Source organism: Pseudomonas sp. NPDC088885 (assembly GCF_044750025.1).
GTDB lineage: Bacteria > Pseudomonadota > Gammaproteobacteria > Pseudomonadales > Pseudomonadaceae > Aquipseudomonas > Aquipseudomonas rustica.
In genome coordinates this window covers 14963-35863 of sequence record NZ_JBIVJB010000047.1, presented here as the reverse complement: position 1 = coordinate 35863, position 20901 = coordinate 14963, and the positions used below count along the sequence as shown (strand labels likewise).

The window sequence follows — 20901 nt, the reverse complement described above, 5'->3', positions numbered from 1 at the left end:
CGTTGCGAGACGCGGACTCCGCGTGGGAGTGCGATGGAGATTCGCTGCATCACTTCACCTGTTTTGTTCTTTTTAAGTGTGAGTGCGTGTTACTGGCTAGCGAGAGAGTGTTTCGGGCTTTTGCCTGACAGGTTGCGTTCAGCTTCGCGAGGCAATCAGCGGATGTACTTTTGGCTGTAGGAAAAGGGGATTGGTTCAGAGTGATTTGTAGCGCAGAGCCACGAACACTGTAGGAGTGAGCCTGCTCGCGATGACGGAGTGTCAGTCAACAAATCTATTGAATGACCAACCGATATCGCGAGCAGGCTCACTCCTACAAAAAAGCGAAATGGGGCTTAGATAGCTTCCAGCTTGGCGTAACCGAGCATCAGCCACTTGCTGCCTTCGCTGAAATTCACCTGCACCCGCGCCTGCGCACCCGCGCCTTCGAAGTTGAGGATCACGCCCTCACCAAAGATCGAATGGCGTACCGCCTGGCCCAGACTCAACCCGGTTTCCGGAATTTCACTGCCGGCGAACAGGTTGCTGCCACTCATCGACTGATTGCCGCCGAACGGTCGGCTGACGCTGTTCGACAAACGGACTTCCTGAATCAGACCTTTCGGCACTTCGCGTACGAAACGCGAGACCTTGTTGTAGGTTTCGCTCCCGTACAAGCGGCGAGTTTCCGCGTAGGTCATCACCAGATTCTGCATCGCCCGGGTGATGCCGACGTAAGCCAGACGGCGTTCCTCCTCAAGACGTCCCGGTTCTTCCAGGCTCATCTTGTGCGGGAACAGGCCTTCTTCCATGCCCACGAGGAACACGTAAGGAAATTCCAGACCTTTGGCGCTGTGCAGCGTCATCAATTGAATGCTGTCTTCGTGCTCGTCAGCCTGGGTGTCGCCGGCCTCCAGCGAAGCGTGGCCGAGGAATGCCGCCAGTGGCGTCAGCTCTTCGTCTTCTTCGTTGTTCTCGAAGTTGCGCGCGGCGCTGACCAATTCCTCAAGGTTTTCTACCCGAGCCTGGCCTTTCTCGCCTTTTTCCGCTTCGTGATAAGCGATGAGGCCGGATTGCTCGATGACGGTTTGCGTCATCAAGTGCAGCGGCATCTCGGCGCACTTGGCGGCGAGGTTCTCGATCAGCTCGATAAACGCACCCAGCGCACCTGCTGCGCGACCGGTCAGGCCTTTATTGGCGACCAGCAGGCGCATGGCTTCCCACATCGACACATCGCTGTGACGCGCGTGCTCGCGGATGGCTTCGACGGTTTTCTCGCCGATGCCACGGGCCGGAACGTTGATCACCCGTTCCAGCGCCGCGTCGTTACCGCGACCTTCGAGCAAACGCAGGTACGCCATGGCGTTCTTGATTTCCGCACGCTCGAAGAAGCGCTGACCGCCATAGATGCGATACGGAATACGCTCGCGCAGCAACGCTTCTTCCAAAACGCGCGATTGGGCGTTGGAGCGATAGAGAATCGCGATATCGCTGCGGGCCAAGCCGGTTTTCAGCGCGCTTTCGATGGTTTCGACAACATAGCGTGCTTCGTCGTGTTCGTTGAACGCGGCGTACAGATTGATCGCCTCGCCATCGCCGCCGTCCGTCCACAGCTCTTTGCCGAGGCGTCCTGTGTTGTTGGCGATCAAGGCGTTGGCAGCCTTGAGGATGCCGGCGGTGGAGCGGTAGTTCTGCTCAAGACGAATGGTCACCGAATCGGCGAAGTCGGACGAGTACTGATGAATGTTCTCGATCTTCGCGCCGCGCCAGCCGTAAATCGACTGGTCGTCGTCGCCGACAACCATCAGGCTATCGCCGCCCTTGCCGAGCAGGCGCAACCAGGCGTACTGCACGGCGTTGGTGTCCTGGAACTCGTCCACCAGAATATGGCGGAAGCGCTTTTGGTAGTGCGCCAACAGGCCCGGGTGATCGCGCCACAAATCGAGGGCGCGCAGCAGCAGTTCGGAGAAATCGATAACACCCGCGCGCAGGCACGCCGCCTCGTAGGCTTCGTAAATGCTGCGCATGGTCGCCAGGTACAAATCGCCGCTGGCCTGAATATGTTGCGGTCGCAGACCTTCGTCTTTCTGGCCGTTGATGAACCACTGCGCCTGACGGGCCGGCCAGCGTTGCTCGTCGAGACCCAGCTCGCGGATCACCCGCTTGACCAGCCGTTGCTGGTCGTCGCTGTCGAGAATCTGGAAGGTCTGGCTCAAGCCCGCTTCCTGCCAGTGCGCCCGCAACAAGCGGTGCGCCAGGCCGTGGAAGGTGCCGACCCACATGCCGGCCGGGTTGATCCCCAGCAACTGCTCGATGCGGTGACGCATCTCGGCAGCGGCCTTGTTGGTGAAGGTCACCGACAGAATGGAGTGGGGCGAGGCGTTTTCGACCTGGATCAACCAGGCGATACGGTGCACCAGCACTCGGGTTTTACCGGAGCCAGCACCGGCCAGGACCAACTGACGGCCAACGGAGGCTGCTACAGCCTGGCGTTGGGCATCGTTGAGGGAGTTCAGCAGAAGGGAGAGATCATCGCGCATCGGGGCATTCTAGGGTGCGCCGCAGGCCCGGGCAAACCGAGCTTTGCATTAGCCGATGAAAGTGCTGCCAATGACGACCGGTCGGTCACCGGCGACAGCCGTTGGCCCGCTTGGCTCTGCGGGTTTCAACGGTGCCTGAGGGGGGAAAAGTTTTGCGCAAATTATGATCTGGCGTGGTTTGGCAAGTTGATCGGCTTGTGTATGCTCCGTCCACGTTTCGGGCGCACGCCCTCCTTATAAGAACAAGAACGTTGCCCATGACCCTCAGCTCCGAACTGTCGGGCCCCTCTGTGGAACCCCGGGTTATCCGCAAGCACTACGCCACCGAGATGGCGGTCGAGCGCACGCGCCTGCTGTATCAGGGTTCTTTATTGCCCACGCTGTTCATGTTGATCAATGGTCTGGTCTGCGCCGGTTTGCTCTGGAGCCCGCAGCGCTACTTCGTGGTCAGTATTTGGCTGGTGTGGTTGCTGTCGCTGGTTGCCCTGCGGGTGATCCAAGTGGCCGCGTTCGATTCCGCCATTCCCAATCGACAGGCGCAGCCGATCTGGCGGCGAATGTTCCTGCTCGGCTCAACCATGACCGGCCTGACGCTAGCCGGCGCCGGCATCGCCCTGGTGCCCGCCGATAACTTCATGCAGCAAGCCTGGGTGTTCGGCCTGATTGGCGCCGCGACATTGTCGGCCAGTGTCGCGTACGCGGTGAGTCTGCCCGCGTTTTTGTCCTTCACCTTGCCGTGTCTGTTGCCAGCGATCGGCTATCTGTTTTGGGGCGGCGACGAGCAGGCGCGCGGCTGGGGCTGGCTCGGGTTGATCTTGCTCGGCTCGCTGAGTGTGGTGGCGTGGCAGGTCAATCGGCTGATCGATCGTGGCTTGCTGCGACGCTTTCAGAATCAGCACCTCATTGAACACCTGCAACAGACCCAATCCCGTAGCGAGCAACTCAATCAGGAACTGGCCAAGGAGATCGACCACCGGCGTTGTGCCGAGGGCAAGTTGCGTGAAGCCCAGGTCGCCCTTGAGGATCGTGTTGCCCAGCGCAGCCGCGAACTGGACGCCGCCAATCAGGCTCTGAGCAAAAGCGAAGCGCGGCTGGCGCTGGCGTTGAAAGCCAGTGAGCTGGGGCTGTGGGACTGGAACCTGCAAACCGACGAAGTCCATCACACGCAGATTCAGGAACTGTTCGGCCTCGCCCCGGAATACGTCACGGCTTTGCTGCGCGATCTCAAACCGCGATTGCACCCCGAAGACGTGCCCAACCTCAAACTCGCGCTGACCGAGCATTTAAAGGGCCGCACCGAGGATTATCAGATTGAGTACCGCGTGCGTCATGGCGACGGTCATTGGGTGTGGATCGAAGACCGTGGCCGCGCGGTGGAGCGCAGTGACAGCGGACGCGTAATCCGCATGGTCGGCACCCGCCGCGACATCAGCGTCAGTAAAAGCCTCGAAGAACAGCAACGACTGGCGGCGACGGTTTTTGAAGCGGCCAGCGAAGGCATCGTCATTCTCGACCCGAACTACGCGCTGATCGCGATCAATCAGGCGTTCAGTCGTGTCACCGGTTACGACATCGACGACATGCTCGGGCGCAACGTCGTCGAACTGCCGTGCAGCCGCGATGCGCGCCGCCATTACGTGGCGATCCGTCACGCGCTGGAGCAGCACGGCAGTTGGCAGGGTGAGTTGGTCGAGACGCGCAAGAACGGAGAGCTGTATCCGCAGTGGCTGCAATTGAATGCGGTGCGCGACAGTCGGGGCAATGTCAGCCATATCGTCGGCTTCTTCGCCGATCTCTCCGCGCGACGCGAGTCCGAAGAGCGCATGCGTTACCTGACCCATTACGACGAACTCACCGGGTTGGCCAATCGCTCGCTGTTCCGTGAACGTCTGCACGAAGCGCATCAGCGTTCACGTCAGGGTCGGCGCAGTCTGGCGTTGCTGCACATCAATCTGGATCGCTTCAAATTGCTCAACGACAGTCTCGGCCATGAAGTCGCTGACCAGTTGTTGCAGAAGATGGCGCGGCGGCTGGTCAACGCGTTGCCGGAGGCCGACACCATTGCGCGTTTGTCCGGCGATGAATTTGCGGTGCTGTTCGATGCTTACGGCAACCTGTCGAGTCTGGCGCGGGTCGCTACGCGATTGTCGGCCAAGCTGCGTTTGCCGCTGACGGTTGAAGGGCATGAACTGGTGGTCAGCGCCTCGATGGGCATCAGCATGCTGCCGGACAACGCGCGGGAAATTGCTGCGTTGGTCAGTCAGTCGAACATGGCCATGCAACACGCCAAACACCTCGGCGGCAACAACTTCCAGTTCTACACCGATAGCCTGCAGGCCAGCACCCTTGAGCGTCTGCAGCTGGAAAACCAGCTGCGCAAAGCCATCGAGGACAAGCAGCTCAAAGTGTTTTACCAGCCGAAGCTGTGCCTCGAATCAGGTCGCTTGAACGCGGCGGAAGCGCTGGTGCGCTGGGATCATCCGACCATGGGCCGGGTGCCGCCGGGGGATTTTATCGGGCTGGCCGAGGAAACCGGATTGATCGGGCCGATCGGCGAATTCGTCCTGCGTCAGGCTTGCTGGCAGGCGTGCGAATGGCAGCGGCAAGGGCTGGAGCCGATCCGCGTTTCGGTGAACCTCTCGGTGCATCAATTGCGGCAGGGCAAACTGGTCAGTCTGGTGCGCCAGGTGCTGGAGGAAACCGGTCTGGCGCCGCACTACCTCGAACTGGAACTGACCGAAAGCCAGTTGCTCGACAGCGTCGAACACATCATCGCGACCTTCCAGCAACTGCGCGATCTGGGCGTGAAACTGGCGATCGACGACTTCGGTACCGGCTATTCGTCATTGAGTTACCTCAAGCGCATTCCGGTGGATTACGTGAAGATCGATCAGGCGTTCATTCGCGGATTGGGTGAAGGCAGTGAGGATGCGGCGATTACCCGCGCGATCATCGCCATGGCCCACGGGCTGTCGCTGAAAGTGGTCGCGGAGGGCGTTGAACGTCAGGATCAGCTGGAATTTTTACGCGCCGAACGTTGCGATGAGGTGCAGGGCTATCTGATCAGTCGTCCGGTGGAGGCTGCCGGTCTGGCCGGGCTTTTGCGCAATCAGGAAAAACCGCTTTAAGGGCTACATGCACCCCATCGCGCCTGATATGGGGACATGGAGTTACGCATTGAGCAGGCAAAAAGCCAATTCATGTAGTATAACTACAAGCGTGCTACATCCTTGCCCATAAGAAGAGTCCAGCCCCTTGAATCTGCTGCAACACATCGCCCAGTCACGTCACCTGTTACGCAAGTCGGAGCTCAAGGTCGCCGACCACGTGCTGCTTGACCCTGCGGCCGTGATGCACAGTTCCATGGCCGACCTGGCCCACAACGTCGGCATCAGTGAGCCGACCATCGTGCGCTTCTGTCGCGCCATCGGTTGCTCCGGTTTTCAGGATCTCAAACTGAAGTTAGCGCAGAGCCTTGCGGCCGGTGCCAGCTTCGGTCAGTTCGCGATCCACGAAGACGACTCGGTTGCCGATTACAGCCTGAAAATTTTCGACACCACGTTGCACACGTTGATGGAGGTTCGCGAGAAGCTCGATCCGATTGAGTTGCAGCGCGCGGTGACGTTGATGTCGCAGGCGCAGCGCGTCGAGTTCTATGGTTTTGGCGCGTCGGGCGCAGTGGCCGCGGATGCGCAGCACAAGTTCTTCCGTTTATTGCTGACCGCAGCGGCGTACTCCGATCCGCACATGCAGGCGATGTCGGCGGTGACGTTGAAGCCGACCGATGTGGCGATCTGTATTTCCCAGTCAGGGCGTTCCAAGGATTTGCTGATCACTGCCAATCTGGTGCGCGAGAGCGGGGCGTCGCTGATTACCTTGTGCCCGAGCCAGACGCCGTTGGCCGAGTTGTCGACGGTGAATCTGGCGATCGATGTGCATGAAGACACTGAGATCTATACGCCGCTGACCTCGCGTATCGCGCACCTGGTGGTGATTGATGTGTTGGCGATGGGCGTGGCCATGGCGCGTGGGCCGAGCCTGGTTAACCACCTCAAGAGCGTGAAGCGCAGTTTGCGTAGTTTGCGCCTCTCTCCGAAAGCCGCCAAAGCTCTTGATGACTGAAGTCATCTAAGGTCGTTCCGACCTTAATCGCGAGCAGGCTCGCTCCCACAGGGGATCTCCGGGGTACACAAATTCTGTGTCATACCGAGATCAAATGTGGGAGCGAGCCTGCTCGCGAAGGCGTCCTCAAAAACACCGCAAATTCATCGCACTGTCATCCGCAAGAAGCCAAACCGTCATCCCCCACGCCTATCGTGAAACTCCCGTCATCGCCTTGGGAGACTCGAAATGGCTCAGCCCTACGAAGAACGCAACAGCGCCGCGAAAACCCGTCGTCAGCAGGAAGACCAGCGCCGCATGGAATTTCGCCGCGCTATCGAAGATCGCTTCGAACTCCGTCAGCTTCAAGCCGAAATCGGCGACTTTCCCGATATCACTCACTGGCAGGCGGCACCCGCAGCTTCCCGTCGAAGCGCTCAACCAGCGCGCTGATCTGCACGCGTTCGCTGCGGATAAACGCCAGGAAGGCGTGCGCCACCGGTGACAAGCGTTTGGCTTTCGCTTGCACCAGGCACCAGCTACGCAGCAGCGGCAATTCCTCGACCGGCAGCTCGACGAGCCCGCCGGTCGCCAGCTCCAGGTTCAGGGCGTGGCGCGTCAACAGCGCCAGGCCCAGACCCGCTTGCACACATTCACGCTGTGCTTCGGCCGACGCCACTTCCTGAGTCTGAGTGAAGTGCACGCGTTTCTCTTTGAAATACTCTTCGCACGCCAGTCGCGTACCCGAGCCGGGCTCGCGGATCAGCAGCGTGTAGGGTTCCAGATCCTGTAACCGCAACGGGCCCATGTGCGCCAACGGATGATCCGGGCGCGCCACGGCAACAATCGGGTTGTTGAGGAATGGCAAAAATTCCAGGCCCATGTCCTGCGGCACCATCGACATGATCACCAGATCGTCACGGTTGTCCGACAGCCTGCGAATGACCTGGCCACGGTTGACCACGGTCAGTTGCAGATTCACTTCCGGGTGCTGGCGTTTGAAGGCGGCGAACAGGTGCGGAACGAAATATTTGGCGCTGGATTCCACCGCCAGTTTCAGCTGACCCTGCAGCGAACCCTGCATGTCCGACAGCTGCATATCGAGGTTTTCCAGGCGCCCGAAAATATCCCGGCTGGCGCGCTGAAGAGCTTCAGCGGCTTCGGTCATGTAGAGTTTTTTGCCGACATAATCGAATAATGGCTGGCCGATCAGCTCTTCCAGCTGCTTTATTTGCAGGCTGACCGCCGGTTGGGTGAGCGACATTTCATCCGCGGCGCGGCTGTAAGAGCGTAAATCACATACCTCGTTGAAGATCTGCAGCTGACGCAATGTCATACGCATCAAGGACTTACGCATTTTATTCGGGCTCGGCGCGCGGGTAGATGTTCGAACTATAAGTCTTTACTTATGGCTAACCCAATTATTATTCATTTTTGTTAATCCCTTATGAGCGCTAGTGTGGATCTGCGACTAAATTGAAACATTTGGTCACGCGTCGACCTGGGTCTAGCAGGTCGTGGTGCCACCGGCTCAAGGGAACCTCCAAGTGATAACAAAGATCCTGATCGCCAACCGTGGTGAGATTGCCGTACGAATCGTACGAGCCTGCGCCGAAATGGGCATTCGCTCGGTTGCGATTTTTTCCGACGCCGACCGTCATGCGCTGCATGTGAAGCGAGCGGATGAGGCCCACAGCATCGGTGCCGAGCCACTCGCCGGTTACCTCAACCCGCGCAAACTGGTGAACCTCGCCGTGGAAACTGGTTGCGATGCCCTGCATCCCGGCTACGGTTTCCTCTCGGAAAACGCCGAACTGGCTGATATCTGTGCCGAACGCGGGATCAAGTTCATTGGCCCGTCGGCAGAGGTCATTCGCCGCATGGGCGACAAGACCGAAGCGCGCCGCAGCATGATCAAGGCCGGCGTACCGGTCACGCCGGGCACTGAAGGCAACGTCGCCGACATCGAAGAAGCTTTGGTCGAGGGCGACCGCATCGGTTATCCGGTGATGCTCAAGGCCACCTCCGGTGGTGGCGGTCGCGGTATCCGTCGCTGCAACAGCCGTGAAGAACTCGAACAGAATTTCCCTCGGGTGATTTCCGAAGCGACCAAGGCGTTCGGTTCTGCCGAGGTGTTCCTGGAAAAATGCATCGTCAATCCCAAGCACATCGAAGCGCAGATCCTCGGCGACAGCTTCGGCAACGTCGTGCACCTGTTCGAGCGTGATTGCTCGATCCAGCGTCGCAACCAGAAGCTCATCGAGATCGCCCCGAGCCCGCAACTGACCCCGGAGCAGCGCGCCTACATCGGCGACCTGTCGGTGCGTGCGGCCAAGGCAGTGGGTTACGAGAACGCCGGCACCGTGGAGTTCCTGCTCGCCGAGGGCGAGGTGTACTTCATGGAGATGAACACCCGGGTGCAGGTGGAACACACCATCACCGAAGAAATCACCGGGATCGACATCGTCCGCGAACAGATTCGCATCGCGTCCGGCCTGCCGCTGTCGGTGAAGCAGGAAGACATTCAGCACCGTGGTTTCGCGTTGCAGTTCCGTATCAACGCCGAAGACCCGAAAAACAACTTTCTGCCGAGCTTCGGCAAGATCACCCGTTACTACGCCCCCGGTGGCCCGGGCGTGCGCACCGACACAGCGATCTACACCGGCTACACCATCCCGCCGTTCTACGACTCGATGTGCCTGAAACTGGTGGTCTGGGCACTGACCTGGGAAGAGGCGATGGATCGTGGCCTGCGTGCGCTGGACGACATGCGTCTGCAAGGCGTGAAGACCACCGCCGCGTACTACCAGGAAATCCTGCGCAACCCGGAATTCCGTAGCGGCCAGTTCAATACCAGCTTCGTTGAAAGCCACCCTGAACTGACCAACTACTCGATCAAGCGCAAACCCGAAGAGCTGGCCCTGGCCATCGCCGCCGCCATCGCCGCCCACGCAGGCCTGTGAGGAATACAACAATGTCCAAGAAGATCTTTGTCACTGACACCATCCTGCGCGACGCTCACCAATCGCTGCTCGCCACCCGCATGCGCACCGAAGACATGCTGCCGATCTGCGACAAGCTCGACAAAGTCGGCTACTGGTCGCTGGAATGCTGGGGCGGCGCGACGTTCGACGCCTGCGTACGCTTCCTCAAAGAAGATCCGTGGGAGCGTCTGCGCCAATTGCGCGCGGCGCTGCCTAACACCCGTCTGCAAATGCTGCTGCGCGGGCAGAACCTGCTGGGCTACCGCCACTACAGCGACGACGTGGTCAAAGCCTTCGTCGCCAAAGCTGCCGTCAATGGCATCGACGTGTTCCGCATCTTCGACGCGATGAACGACGTGCGTAACCTGCGCGTGGCCATTGAAGCGGTGAAAGCAGCCGGCAAACATGCCCAAGGCACCATCGCTTACACCACCAGCCCGGTGCACACCATCGACGCGTTCGTCACCCAGGCCAAGCAAATGGAAGCCATGGGTTGCGACTCGGTGGCGATCAAGGACATGGCCGGTCTGCTGACCCCGTACGCCACGGGCGAACTGGTTCGCGCACTGAAAGCCGAGCAGTCGCTGCCAGTGTTTATCCACTCCCACGACACGGCGGGTCTGGCGACGATGTGCCAGCTCAAGGCGATCGAAAACGGCGCCGACCACATCGACACCGCGATCTCCAGCTTCGCCTCGGGCACCAGCCACCCTGGCACCGAGTCGATGGTCGCTGCGCTCAAAGGCACCGAGTTCGACACCGGTCTGAACCTCGAACTGCTGCAAGAGATCGGCCTGTACTTCTACGCCGTGCGCAAGAAGTACCACCAGTTTGAAAGCGAGTTCACCGCTGTCGACACCCGCGTGCAAGTCAACCAGGTGCCGGGCGGGATGATCTCCAACCTCGCCAACCAGTTGAAAGAGCAGGGCGCCCTCAATCGCATGGGCGAAGTGCTCGCGGAAATCCCGCGGGTGCGTGAAGACCTCGGCTTCCCGCCGCTGGTGACCCCGACTTCGCAGATCGTCGGCACCCAGGCGTTCTTCAACGTGCTGGCCGGCGAGCGTTACAAGACCATCACCAACGAAGTGAAGCTCTACCTGCAAGGCGGTTACGGTAAAGCGCCGGGCGTGGTCAACGAGAAGCTGCGTCGTCAGGCGATCGGCAGCGAAGAAGTCATCGACGTGCGCCCGGCCGATCTGCTCAAGCCGGAAATGACCAAGCTGCGTGCCGACATCGGCGCACTGGCCAAGTCGGAAGAAGACGTGCTGACCTTCGCCATGTTCCCGGACATCGGCCGCAAGTTTCTCGAAGAGCGTGCCGCCGGCACCCTGACCCCTGAAGTGCTGCTGCCGATTCCTGAAGCGGGCGGTGTGACCAAGGCGGGCGGGGAAGGCGTACCGACCGAGTTCGTCATCGACGTGCACGGCGAAACCTACCGCGTCGACATCACCGGTGTCGGTGTGAAAGCCGAAGGCAAACGTCACTTCTACCTGTCCATCGACGGCATGCCGGAAGAAGTGGTGTTCGAACCGCTCAACGAATTCGTCGGCGGTGGCAGCAGCAAGCGCAAGCAAGCTTCGGCACCGGGCCACGTCAGCACCACCATGCCGGGCAACATCGTCGATGTACTGATCAAGGAAGGCGACACCGTCAAGGCTGGCCAGGCTGTGCTGATCACCGAAGCGATGAAGATGGAAACCGAAGTCCAGGCAGCGATTGCCGGCAAGGTCACCGCGATTCATGTGGCCAAGGGTGATCGGGTCAATCCGGGCGAAATCCTGATCGAGATCGAAGGCTGAGATAACCGCCGCGATCCAACGCTTTAAACCTCGGGGGGGCATGTGCTCCCCTTTTTTTTGCTTTTTTTCTCTGTAGGAGCTGCCGCAGGCTGCGATCTTTTGATGTTGTTGTTTAAGGGCAAGATCAAAAGATCGCAGCCTGCGGCAGCTCCTACAGGGGAATTTGCGGGTGGCGCAGAACCTTGTAGGAGCAGAGCTTGCTCGCGAAAGCGGTGTGTCAGTTGCAGCAAAAACTGGCTGACATTCCCTCTTCGCTGGCAAGCCCGCTCCCACAACAGCCCATCAGATCGTTAGAACGCCATGCGCCATTGACCCATCACGCCAGTGTTGCGGCTGTCCGATGCGATATCGCCGGTGACGCCCATGCCCAGCGTATGACTGGCTGACAGCGCCAGATCGAGGCTGGCATCCAGCGACAAACTGTTGCGATCCAGTTGCGCCCCAGCGATTTCAAAGCCGATCCCGCCGTTCAGCAACTGCTGGCGCGTGTGCATGTCGAGTTCGCCGTAGGTATGTTTCCAACCCGCACTCAGACGTGGCGTCAGTTGCATGCCGTTATCGAGGTGGTTGGTTTTTGCCACGCGAAGGCCAAAGGTGCTGCTCAGGTTTTTCTGCGACTGACCGTGAACCTTCAACGCCGCGTCGCCACCTTTTTCGCTGTAACTGTCACGCTGGTAGCGCTGGTAACCGACATTGGCGAAGGGCTCGAGTGTGAAATCGCCTTGGCCGAAGTCGTAACCCAGTTCGGCAAAGGCTTGCTGGGTGCTCGCGTCGTAGCTGCCTTTGAGGCGATCGCTAAAACCGTTGAACGCCACCCGACGTTTGCTGCTGCCGTCGTGACTGGCATAAGTGGCGCCGAGGCGCAGCGCCAGCGGGCCGTCCTGACGCACCGCGTAGGCACCGACATGCCAGCTGTCGAGATCGCCATCGGCATGGCGCGCATCGAGTTTGGTCTGCGAGTTCCCGCCGATGATCCCGACATGCCATTGCTCATCGAGACGCCAGTCAGCACCTGCGACGAGACCTTGGGTGGAGTGTTTCAGGGTGCTGTCGGTGTCGCGATCGATTTTTCCGCCATTGCCCAATGCCTGAACCCAGACTCGACCGTTGCCGTCACCTGCTTTAGCCGATCTTGCATCGGTGTCGAGCTGACGCATGGCCGACAGCATGCTGTCGCTTACCGGTGACACGGCGCTGAGTGTGGCTTTGGCAAGGTTGGCGTTGCTGCCGGCAGCGAGTTGATCGAGCGCCAAAGCAGCGGTGTTTCTGTTACTGCCGAGCAGGGCGACGAGGGCTTGGTTCGCAGGTGCGATCGGTGCAGAAACACTGGCCGGGACGACGCTTGCAGTTGGTGCAGTTGATGCAGTTGGTGCAGTCGTTGCAGGCGCTGCAGGAACAGCTTGAGTCGCGGTCGACGCGGAAGCCAGGACAGGGGCTGCATTTTCAGCTGGCTCGGTAACCGCAACGGCAACAGGTGTTTCAGCTGTCGGGGAAGTATCAACGGGTTCAGCCGTTACCGCCGAAGTAACTACCTCGGCGGAGGCGACAGTTCCGATTGAAGCGGCAGCCTCAACAGGAACAACCGAAACAGCAGTGTCCGCTGGCTCCGTACCCATTTCGGAAACTGCCGCCACCACCGGAGCAGAAGACTCCGAAATCGCCGTGTCGATCATCGGCGTTTTCACCTGTACTCCCGTCGTCTCAGCCACCACGGGCACCGTCTCTGGCGTCGTGACCGGGGTGGTGGAAGCATCAAGCACCTGATCGATTTTCTTGCCAATCTCGCCAGCATTTCCCGAAGTTACGACGCTTTCAATCGGCACTTCATTTCGGCTAAACGTCAGCCCGACCTTCTTCTCTTCGTAATTCAGCGTCGGTGTCATGAACGCCAGATCGTTTTCAATACGGCCAAATTCCCCGACGACTTTTCCCGCTGTCAGAACCGTGTGCTGACTGCTTTTCGGGTAGTCGCCCGCGGTTGTGAGTTGCAACGTCGAATTACCCAGATCGGCCGTCCCGGCGACCACGATGGTCTTGCTAACTCCTTTCGCTTTAACCTCGTAAGCCAACGTCGCACTGGGCTTCAGGTTCAAATCGCCATTCACGGAAGGTGCGCCGAGCGCCTGATTAACCTTCAGCATTCCATGAACATTCAATGTGCCAGTTGCACCTCCACCAGCGAATTGGCCCTTTTCATCAACGTGGACTGCCCCGCCAATGATTCCCCGGTTGTTGAGGTTACCGCCAGCAGATACAAAGGCGCCTTCCTCGATCCCGCCTTTATTGATCAGCGTGCCTTCGACCACGGCATGTCCAGCAATCGCACCTTCATTGGTGAAGGTAGCTTCAGGGCGCACCACAACCCCTGCGGTGAAGTCCGAGGGCGTATTTTTGACTCGAGTCCAGACACCTTGTTTGACCTCAAGCCCATGGAAGTTTCGCGTATCACCCAGCGAACCCTTGGCCGCATCGAGTTGCAGGACATTCACACCGCCGGCGCCATCCACCGGGCCTGCAAAGCTGCCTTTACCGGTGACGATGAGCAGATCACTGCGCTCACTAAAAGGCTCGGCATAACCCTTCTTGTCGATCGGTGTTTTAAGGGTGTCGGGATCGTTGATGAAGGTGTCGAGTAGCGCCGTCAGCGCGCCAGGGGTTGGCACGTTGGCAGGCACTTCTTCGGCCTGTGTGTATTGAGCGCAGCTCACCGCGAGGGTGATGGCCAGCGCCAGTTTTTTCGGTTGGTAAAAGTGTTGAACGGGCATCAAGTAAGGCCTCTTTTGACTGGAGACCAAACTCTAAGTTGAAGGCCTGTGGGGCCGATGTCAGCTGCTTCCCACAGGCTTGCGGCTTCCTTCAGTTTTCTCTGTGGAAAATCGCCGAGGCTGAGGAAACGGCCGGTTTTACCCAGCCATACCGGCGTGTTTTCCTACAATGTTTACGGATGTAACCCGCTGGCACTCTCAGAAACTCATCTGCCATTGCCCGATCAGCCCGTGATTGCGGCTGTTGCTGCCGATCTCGCCGCTGTAACCGACACCCAGCGTATGCCGCGCCGAGATGCCGACATCCAGACCCGCTTCCAGCACCAGGCTGTCACGATCCAGCGAACTGCCATCGACACTGAACGCGGTGCCACCGGTGACGAAGGCCTGACGCGTGGAGTTGCTCACATCACCATAGGTATGTTTCCAACCGGCCGTCATGCGCGGCGTCAGGCTCATACCGTTATCCAACGTATTCAGGTGGGCCAGACGCAAGCCGAAGGTGCTGCTGAAGTTGTCCTGGGTTTCGCTGTCGACTTGCAGCGCGGCGGCACCACCCTTTTCCTGATAGCTATCGCGGTGGTAGCGCTGGTAGCCGAGGCTGGCGAAGGGTTCGGCGTTGAGTCGACCGCTGCCCATGGCGTAGCCGAGTTCGGCGAAGGCTTGCTGACTGTCGGCGTCGTAATCGCCTTTCGGGCGATCGCTGAAACCGTTGAAGGCGACGGTGCGTTTGCTGTCCCCCTGATGGCCGCTGTACGCCGTGCCGAGACGCACTGAAATCGGGCCGTTCTGATGCAGCGCATAAACGCCGGCGTGCCAGCTCTCGACGTTGCCATCGACACCGCTGGCGTCGAGATCGGTTTTCGAATAACCGCCGAGCACACCCACGCGCCACGCCGGGGTCATCGACCAGTCGGCGCCGAGCACGCTGCCCTTGGTGCGTTGTTCCAGACCGCTGCTGCCATGTTCGCCGTCGAGCTTGCCGTAGCCGCCGATGCCTTGCAGCCACAGACGGCCACGGGCGTTCGGGTCATTCAGATTGCGCGCCTCGGACGGCACGCCGTTCGCCGCCAGCACCGGTGTATCGCGCTGATCGAGGCCAACGGCCAGGCCTGGGCTGCCGCCGATTTGTTGCATCGCCGAGAGCATGCTGTTGCCGACCTGACTGCTGGCGGCGAGGGTGGCGCTGGTCAGATTGGCGTTGCTTGCACCGGCGAGTTGTTCGATTGCGGCGCCCGCCGTGCTTTGCGAGGTATTCAGCAGCGCGTTGTACAACGCGTTGTTGCTGCCCATCGAAGCGATGCTGTTGGCGGCGTTGCGGCCGTTGCCGGTGCTGGCGAACTCGTTGAACGCCACGTCGTTGCGGTTGTAACTCAGATCAACCTGCGTCGGCGTGTAAGCGAGGGTAGGCGTGAGGAACGCGTAGTCGCTGGTGACGCTGCCGAAGGTGCCATTGACTTGCCCGGCCTGCAACACGGTGTACTGGCTTTGCCACGGATACGTGCCGGGGCCAGGATTGACCGCCAGCGTCGCGCCGTTAAGGTTGGCGGTGCCGCCGACTTGCACCGGGGCGCTGCTGCCGTCGGCGTTGACACCATAGGCGAGGGTCGAGCCGCTGCCCATATTCAAATCATGCACGACGGTTGTGCGACCGAGGCTGGTGTCGGTGCGCAAGGTACCGTTGACGTCGAGACCGCCCACCGATCCGCCGCCGGCATACACACCGCCCGCATCGACGATGAGGTCACCGGCGATGCTGCCCTGGTTGATCAACGTTGCGCGATTGCGCACCGCGCCACCGTCGCTGAAATCGCCGTTGCCGGTCAGCGTCCACGCGCCTTGTTTCACTTCCAGCCATTCGAAGTTGCGACTGTCGCCGAAGCTGCCGCCCGCGGCGTCGTCCATCACCACTTGGTCATCACCGCTGCCGCCATCGACCACGCCGCCAAAGCGGCTGCCGTTGCGCAAGGTCAGGCTGTCGTTGCCGCCACCGAGATCCAGCGCCAGGCCATTGCTGCCGCTGATGGTGCCGCCGTTGACCACGTTGTCATCGAACTCGCCGACGAACTTCACGCCGAAACCGTTGAGGCCCTGAATGGTGCCGAAGTTCTCCAGCGTGGTCGCTGCCAGCCCCGAATTGCCGCTGCCGTCGTCGACCAGAATCGCGCTGTCGGCGCCGCTGATCAGTGCGTTTTTTGCGTTGAGAATATAGCCTCCGCCCAGCGCGATGCCTTCGCTGCCATTGGCGAAACCACCCTTGTCCACGCCACCGGCGCCGACGCCTTGAATGGTGCCGTAGTTTTCGATGTGGGCGATGTTGTCGATGTCCACGCCGTCGCCGTCACCGTTCGCTTGCAACCCGGAGTAAGCGCCGGTGATGGTGCCGTGGTTGATCACCGTGCCGTCACCGTCGGAACCAAACCCGGAGCCGTTGCGCCCGGTGATCTGTCCATAGTTGACCAACGTCGCGCCGAGATCGGTGGTGATGCCGTGACGACCACCGGAAATCACCCCGTAGTTGGTCACGCTGACGCCGCCAGCCGAGTCGATATCGATGCCGTCGAATTTCTCGTCGGCGTTGTGCGAATCGCCGGTAGAAATCTCGCCGTAGTTAGTGATCGTGGCGTTGGCGCCGGTCTTCATGCCGTCGCTGGCGTCGCCACGAATCAGCCCGCCCGCGCGATTGATGATGGTGGTTTTCACTCCGTCGCTGCGCAGCGCATCGAGATCCAGACCTTGGCCGGTGCTGGAGCGAATCACGCCACTGTTGTCGATCAACAGACTGCCGCTGACGAAATTGCTGTCGATGCGCACAGCGTCGTTGGCACCAAGAATCTGCCCGCCGCTGCGATTATAGATCGCGTAGTCGCGCGCCTTGCTTTCGTCGCCACTGCTATCAATCGCGCGGCCACCGGTGGAAATGATTTTGCCGGCGTTATCGATCACCACACCGGTGCCGCTGGTCTTGTCTTTCAGGCTGACGGTCTTGCCGCTATTGGAGATGCTGCCTGGTGCTGAAATCGTCAACGTGTCATTCCCGCCCAAGGTTTGCGTGGCGGTGGTGGCGGTGTCGATCTGAATGGTTTTGCCGTGGGCCGCCGTGGCGGAAATCAGCAAAGTGATGGCGAGGGAGAGACGCTGCGGCGGGAAGGACATGGGCGGAAGGCCTTTTTGTTATAAGCGGGCCGTCCTGTATAGCGAAGGGTTTTTACAGAATGATGTCTGGAGCATGATTTTGAAGATCAAAAGATCGCAGCCTGCGGCAGCTCCTACACAGGTCAATGTAGGAGCTGCCGCAGGCTGCGATCTTTTGCTTTGCGCTTCAGCTACGGCACTCAACCAAGCCTTTCACCTGTCCATCCGGCGTCTGGTTTTCATCGCTCAACCAACGCTCGAACCCGGCGCCGATCGCCGGCCATTCCGAATCCACAATCGAGTACCACGCGGTGTCGCGGTTCTGGCCTTTGACCACCATGTGCTGGCGGAACACGCCTTCGAAGCTGAAGCCCAGGCGTTCGGCGGCGTATTTGGAGCGGGCGTTGCCGTTGTTGCATTTCCATTCGAGGCGGCGGTAGCCGAGTTCGAAGGCGTATTTGTCCAGCAGGTACACCGCCTCGGTGCTTTTCGGCGAGCGCTGCATTGGCGCGCCGAAGGTGACGTGGCCGATTTCGATGCGGCCCTGCGCCGGGACGATCGACATCAGGCTGAGGATGCCTTGCACCTGGTTGTTCGCACGGTCGATGACCGCGAAGAAATACGGGTCGCTGGCGGCCGCGTGATTGTTCAGCCAAGCGTCGAAAACGCTGCGTTCCGGGAACGGGCCGTAGGGCAAATAGTCCCAGAGTTTCGGGTCGGCGCCGGGGCCTTCGAGGGCGGCGAACAGTTGTTCGCCATGGCGCGCCGGGTCGAGGCGTTCGAGGCGAATAAAACGACCTTCAAGCAATGTGGCGGTAGGGGCGGGGACGCCTTTCCAGTCAGCCGGTGAAATGATCATGGGTGCCTCTCCTTAAATGGCTTTGCGAAACTGGATGAAGCCCGGGCGCTCGGCGATGCGCTCGTAGAGCTGGATCGCGGTGGCGTTGGATTCGTGGGTCAGCCAGTGCACTTTGCAGCAACCGTCAGCCTTGGCGGTGGCGTAAACGTGTTCGATCAGCAGGCGGCCGACGCCGGTGCCGCGTGTTTCCTCGGTCACCAGCAAATCCTGCAGGTAGCAGGAATTTTCGATGCTCCAGTTCGAGCGATGATAGATGTAATGCACCATGCCGACCGCTTTGCCATCGGCCCAGGCCAACGCCGCGTGGGTCGGTTCGCTCGGATCGAGGAAACGCTGCCATGTGCTGTCGGTGACGGCGTCCGGCAGTTCGGTGTTGTAGAAGCGCAGGTAGGCCTGCCACAACGGCAGCCAAGCGGCGCGGTCGGCGGCGCTGACCTGGCGAATGTCGATCTGACTCATGGTGATTTCCTTAGCGCATCAATTGGGCGAGGGTTTGATCGTTGACTTCGGGGCTGGCGGCCAGACCTTCACGCACGCCGGAAATGTCTTCGGCGCTGCGGTTCTGACTGAGCTTGCGCTTGCCCTCGAGACGGTCGATGGGAATGGCAAAACCGACAATCGCCTTGAGCATGCCGTCGATGTAATCGGCGGGCGCATCGGCGACGGACCACGGCTGGGCGCGGCCGGCTTCATGGCGATCGGTGAGGGTGCTGACGATGTCGAGCAGGCGTCCACCATCGCTGAAGGTTTCGGCGTGGCCATAGGCGTGCACGGCGATGTAGTTCCAGGTCGGCACGACTTTGCCGTGCTCGGCCTTGCTCGGGTAAAAACCCGGGCTGACGTAGGCGTCGGGGCCGGCAAAAATCAGCATGGCTTCGGCGCCGTCACGCAGGTCTTTCCATTGTGGATTGGCGCGGGCCAGGTGCCCGTACAGCGTGCCGTACTCGCCTTGTTCACAATGCAGCAGCACCGGCACATGGCTGGCTTGCAGACCGTTTTCGCCATGAGTCACCAAAATGGCGAGGCGGGTGGCGAGGATCAGTTCGTGCAGTTGGGACAGTTCTTCGATGGCAAAGGCGTGCGGCGTGTACATGGACAGATTTTCCTTGGCGAATGCCTGCATCCTAGGCAGGCTATTGGTCTGTTGTAAGAGCCATTGATGACCAATTTCATAGGTCCATTGCCATGCCTGAATCGACGACACTGTCCATGCCCTTCAATCCCGCCGGTATCGAGCTTGATCGCCGGCAGGGCTTGAGCCGCCAGCTCTATCAGGCATTGCGCTTGCGCGTACTCGATGGGCGCTTGGCCAGTGGCACGCGGCTGCCGGCCAGTCGCGATCTGGCGGCGGCGTTGGCGATTTCGCGTAACAGCGTGGTGCGCGCCTACGATCAGTTGTATGCCGAAGGGTTTATAGAAGGGCGGGTCGGCGACGGCACTTACGTCGCACAATTGTCGGCACCACCGCCCTCAGCGAAAAAACTATCCACAAAAGTATCCACAGGGTTTTCAACAGGCTTACCCACAGCCTTATCCACAAATTGGCTGGATTTACCTGTGATTCCATCCAGTAAAGTTATCCACAGTGATACTTTTTCACGCATCGAAAACAACCATTTGGCCAAGCCGCCGAGTGGTCCACCGCGTGCTTTTCGTGTCGGTGTGCCGGCCTTCGATCTGTTCCCTTTTGAGGTCTGGGCCAAGCTGAACGCGGCTTTCTGGCGCAAGCCGGATTTGCAGCAACTGTGTTACGGCGACCCGGCCGGTGATGCGCGTTTGCGCGCGATGATCGCCGCCTATCTGCGCAGTTCGCGCGGCATGCAGTGCAGCGCTGAGCAAATTGTGATCACCAGTGGCGCGCAGCAGGGCATTAGCCTTTGTGCACAGTTGCTGGTGGAGCCGGGCGATGGCGTCGGCATTGAAAATCCGGGCTACCGTGCGGCGGGTCATGCGTTCGCTGTAGCAGGTGCGCGATTGCGTGGGATTGCGGTGGACGAGGAGGGCATTGATTGTGCGGCATTGGCGGCGGCGACGGATTGCCGAGTGGCGTATGTGACGCCGTCTCATCAATACCCGACCGGCGTGGTGATGAGTCTGGCGCGACGTCTGGAGTTATTGGCCTGGGCCGAACGCACGCAAGGCTGGATCGTCGAGGATGATTACGACGGCGAGTACCGTTACACCGGCGCACCGCTGGCGCCATTGGCCGCGCTCGATCGACAGGGCCGCGTGTTGTACGTCGGCACCTTCGGCAAAGTCGCATTCCCGGCGTTGCGTTTGGGTTATCTGGTGTTGCCGCCAGCGCTTGTGGACGCCTTTTCCCAGCGCCGGGCGGTGGACGTGCGCCACTCGGAAGTGAGCACCCAGGCGGTGATGGCGGAGTTCATGGCTGCCGGGCATTTTCAGCGGCACATTCGGCGGATGCGCCGGGCAGCATTGAGTCGGCGCAATACAGTGCTCGCCGGTTGGCCGAGCGATATCGCCGGCGTTGGCAGCCTGCCAAATGTCGCGGCAGGTCTGCATCTGACGATTCCGGTGAACACATTGGCCCGTGAGCAACAGTTGATCGGTCTGGCCGCCAGCGCCGATGTTGAAATCAACGGTTTGAGCAGTTATTGGCTGCCGGATTCAACCACCCCAGTGGACCAGCGTGCCGGGTTGGTGCTGGGGTTTGCTGCCGTGCCCGAGGCCGCGATCACGGCGGCACTCGGACGTTTGCAAAAGGCCTGGCGCGACTGA

At 60.2% G+C, this 20901-nt stretch carries 13 protein-coding genes; 6 read left to right on the top strand and 7 right to left on the bottom strand.

All coding sequences use genetic code 11. The features are described 5' to 3' along the window. Positions 1–335 precede the first annotated feature (335 nt). Entirely contained in the window at positions 336–2519 is a 2184-nt protein-coding gene (gene uvrD / locus ACIP1X_RS18210) for a DNA helicase II (protein WP_053125187.1), read from the bottom strand. 257 nt (positions 2520–2776) lie between these two features. Between uvrD and ACIP1X_RS18205 the strand changes: the two genes are divergently transcribed. The 3 genes from ACIP1X_RS18205 to ACIP1X_RS18195 all read left to right on the top strand — a co-directional run bounded on the left by ACIP1X_RS18205 (position 2777) and on the right by ACIP1X_RS18195 (position 7073). Beyond that, complete coding sequence (locus ACIP1X_RS18205) at positions 2777–5647, top strand: putative bifunctional diguanylate cyclase/phosphodiesterase (RefSeq protein ID WP_400754064.1); 2871 nt, start codon at positions 2777–2779, stop codon at positions 5645–5647. A gap of 127 nt (positions 5648–5774) precedes the next feature. Next, entirely contained in the window at positions 5775–6641 is an 867-nt protein-coding gene (hexR, locus tag ACIP1X_RS18200; RefSeq protein ID WP_053125183.1) for a transcriptional regulator HexR, read from the top strand. A gap of 228 nt (positions 6642–6869) precedes the next feature. Next, positions 6870–7073 carry a PA3496 family putative envelope integrity protein gene (locus ACIP1X_RS18195; protein ID WP_077575111.1) on the top strand — a complete coding sequence of 68 codons (204 nt, stop codon included), beginning with the start codon at positions 6870–6872 and terminating at the stop codon, positions 7071–7073. On the opposite strand, the gene ACIP1X_RS18190 is transcribed toward ACIP1X_RS18195, so the two are convergent. After that, entirely contained in the window at positions 7015–7977 is a 963-nt protein-coding gene (locus ACIP1X_RS18190; protein ID WP_053125179.1) for a LysR family transcriptional regulator, read from the bottom strand. The genes ACIP1X_RS18195 and ACIP1X_RS18190 overlap by 59 nt on opposite strands. 190 nt (positions 7978–8167) lie before the next feature. Here ACIP1X_RS18190 and ACIP1X_RS18185 point away from each other — a divergent pair, with 190 nt between their 5' ends. After that, complete coding sequence (locus ACIP1X_RS18185) at positions 8168–9583, top strand: acetyl-CoA carboxylase biotin carboxylase subunit (protein ID WP_053125176.1); 1416 nt, start codon at positions 8168–8170, stop codon at positions 9581–9583. An 11-nt stretch (positions 9584–9594) separates the two neighbouring features. After that, positions 9595–11403, top strand: coding sequence for a sodium-extruding oxaloacetate decarboxylase subunit alpha (gene oadA / locus ACIP1X_RS18180; protein WP_400754061.1), 1809 nt, complete (start codon positions 9595–9597; stop codon positions 11401–11403). Positions 11404–11693: 290 nt separating this feature from the next. On the opposite strand, the gene ACIP1X_RS18175 is transcribed toward oadA, so the two are convergent. The 5 genes from ACIP1X_RS18175 to ACIP1X_RS18155 form a co-directional block, all read right to left on the bottom strand. Continuing rightward, positions 11694–14078: an autotransporter domain-containing protein gene (locus ACIP1X_RS18175; protein WP_400754060.1), complete on the bottom strand. Its 2385-nt coding sequence runs from the start codon at positions 14076–14078 to the stop codon at positions 11694–11696. A 288-nt stretch (positions 14079–14366) separates the two neighbouring features. Then, positions 14367–17324, bottom strand: a complete 2958-nt coding sequence (locus ACIP1X_RS18170; protein WP_400754057.1) for an autotransporter domain-containing protein — start codon at positions 17322–17324, stop codon at positions 14367–14369. A gap of 166 nt (positions 17325–17490) precedes the next feature. Further along, positions 17491–18162: a GNAT family N-acetyltransferase gene (locus ACIP1X_RS18165; protein ID WP_400754056.1), complete on the bottom strand. Its 672-nt coding sequence runs from the start codon at positions 18160–18162 to the stop codon at positions 17491–17493. 12 nt (positions 18163–18174) lie between these two features. Next, positions 18175–18621, bottom strand: coding sequence for a GNAT family N-acetyltransferase (locus ACIP1X_RS18160; protein WP_008078822.1), 447 nt, complete (start codon positions 18619–18621; stop codon positions 18175–18177). 10 nt (positions 18622–18631) lie between these two features. Next, positions 18632–19255 (bottom strand): FMN-binding negative transcriptional regulator, encoded by a 624-nt coding sequence (locus ACIP1X_RS18155; protein WP_400754053.1) that lies wholly within the window; start codon positions 19253–19255, stop codon positions 18632–18634. Positions 19256–19347: 92 nt separating this feature from the next. Between ACIP1X_RS18155 and ACIP1X_RS18150 the strand changes: the two genes are divergently transcribed. Further along, positions 19348–20901, top strand: a complete 1554-nt coding sequence (locus ACIP1X_RS18150) for a PLP-dependent aminotransferase family protein (RefSeq protein ID WP_400754051.1) — start codon at positions 19348–19350, stop codon at positions 20899–20901.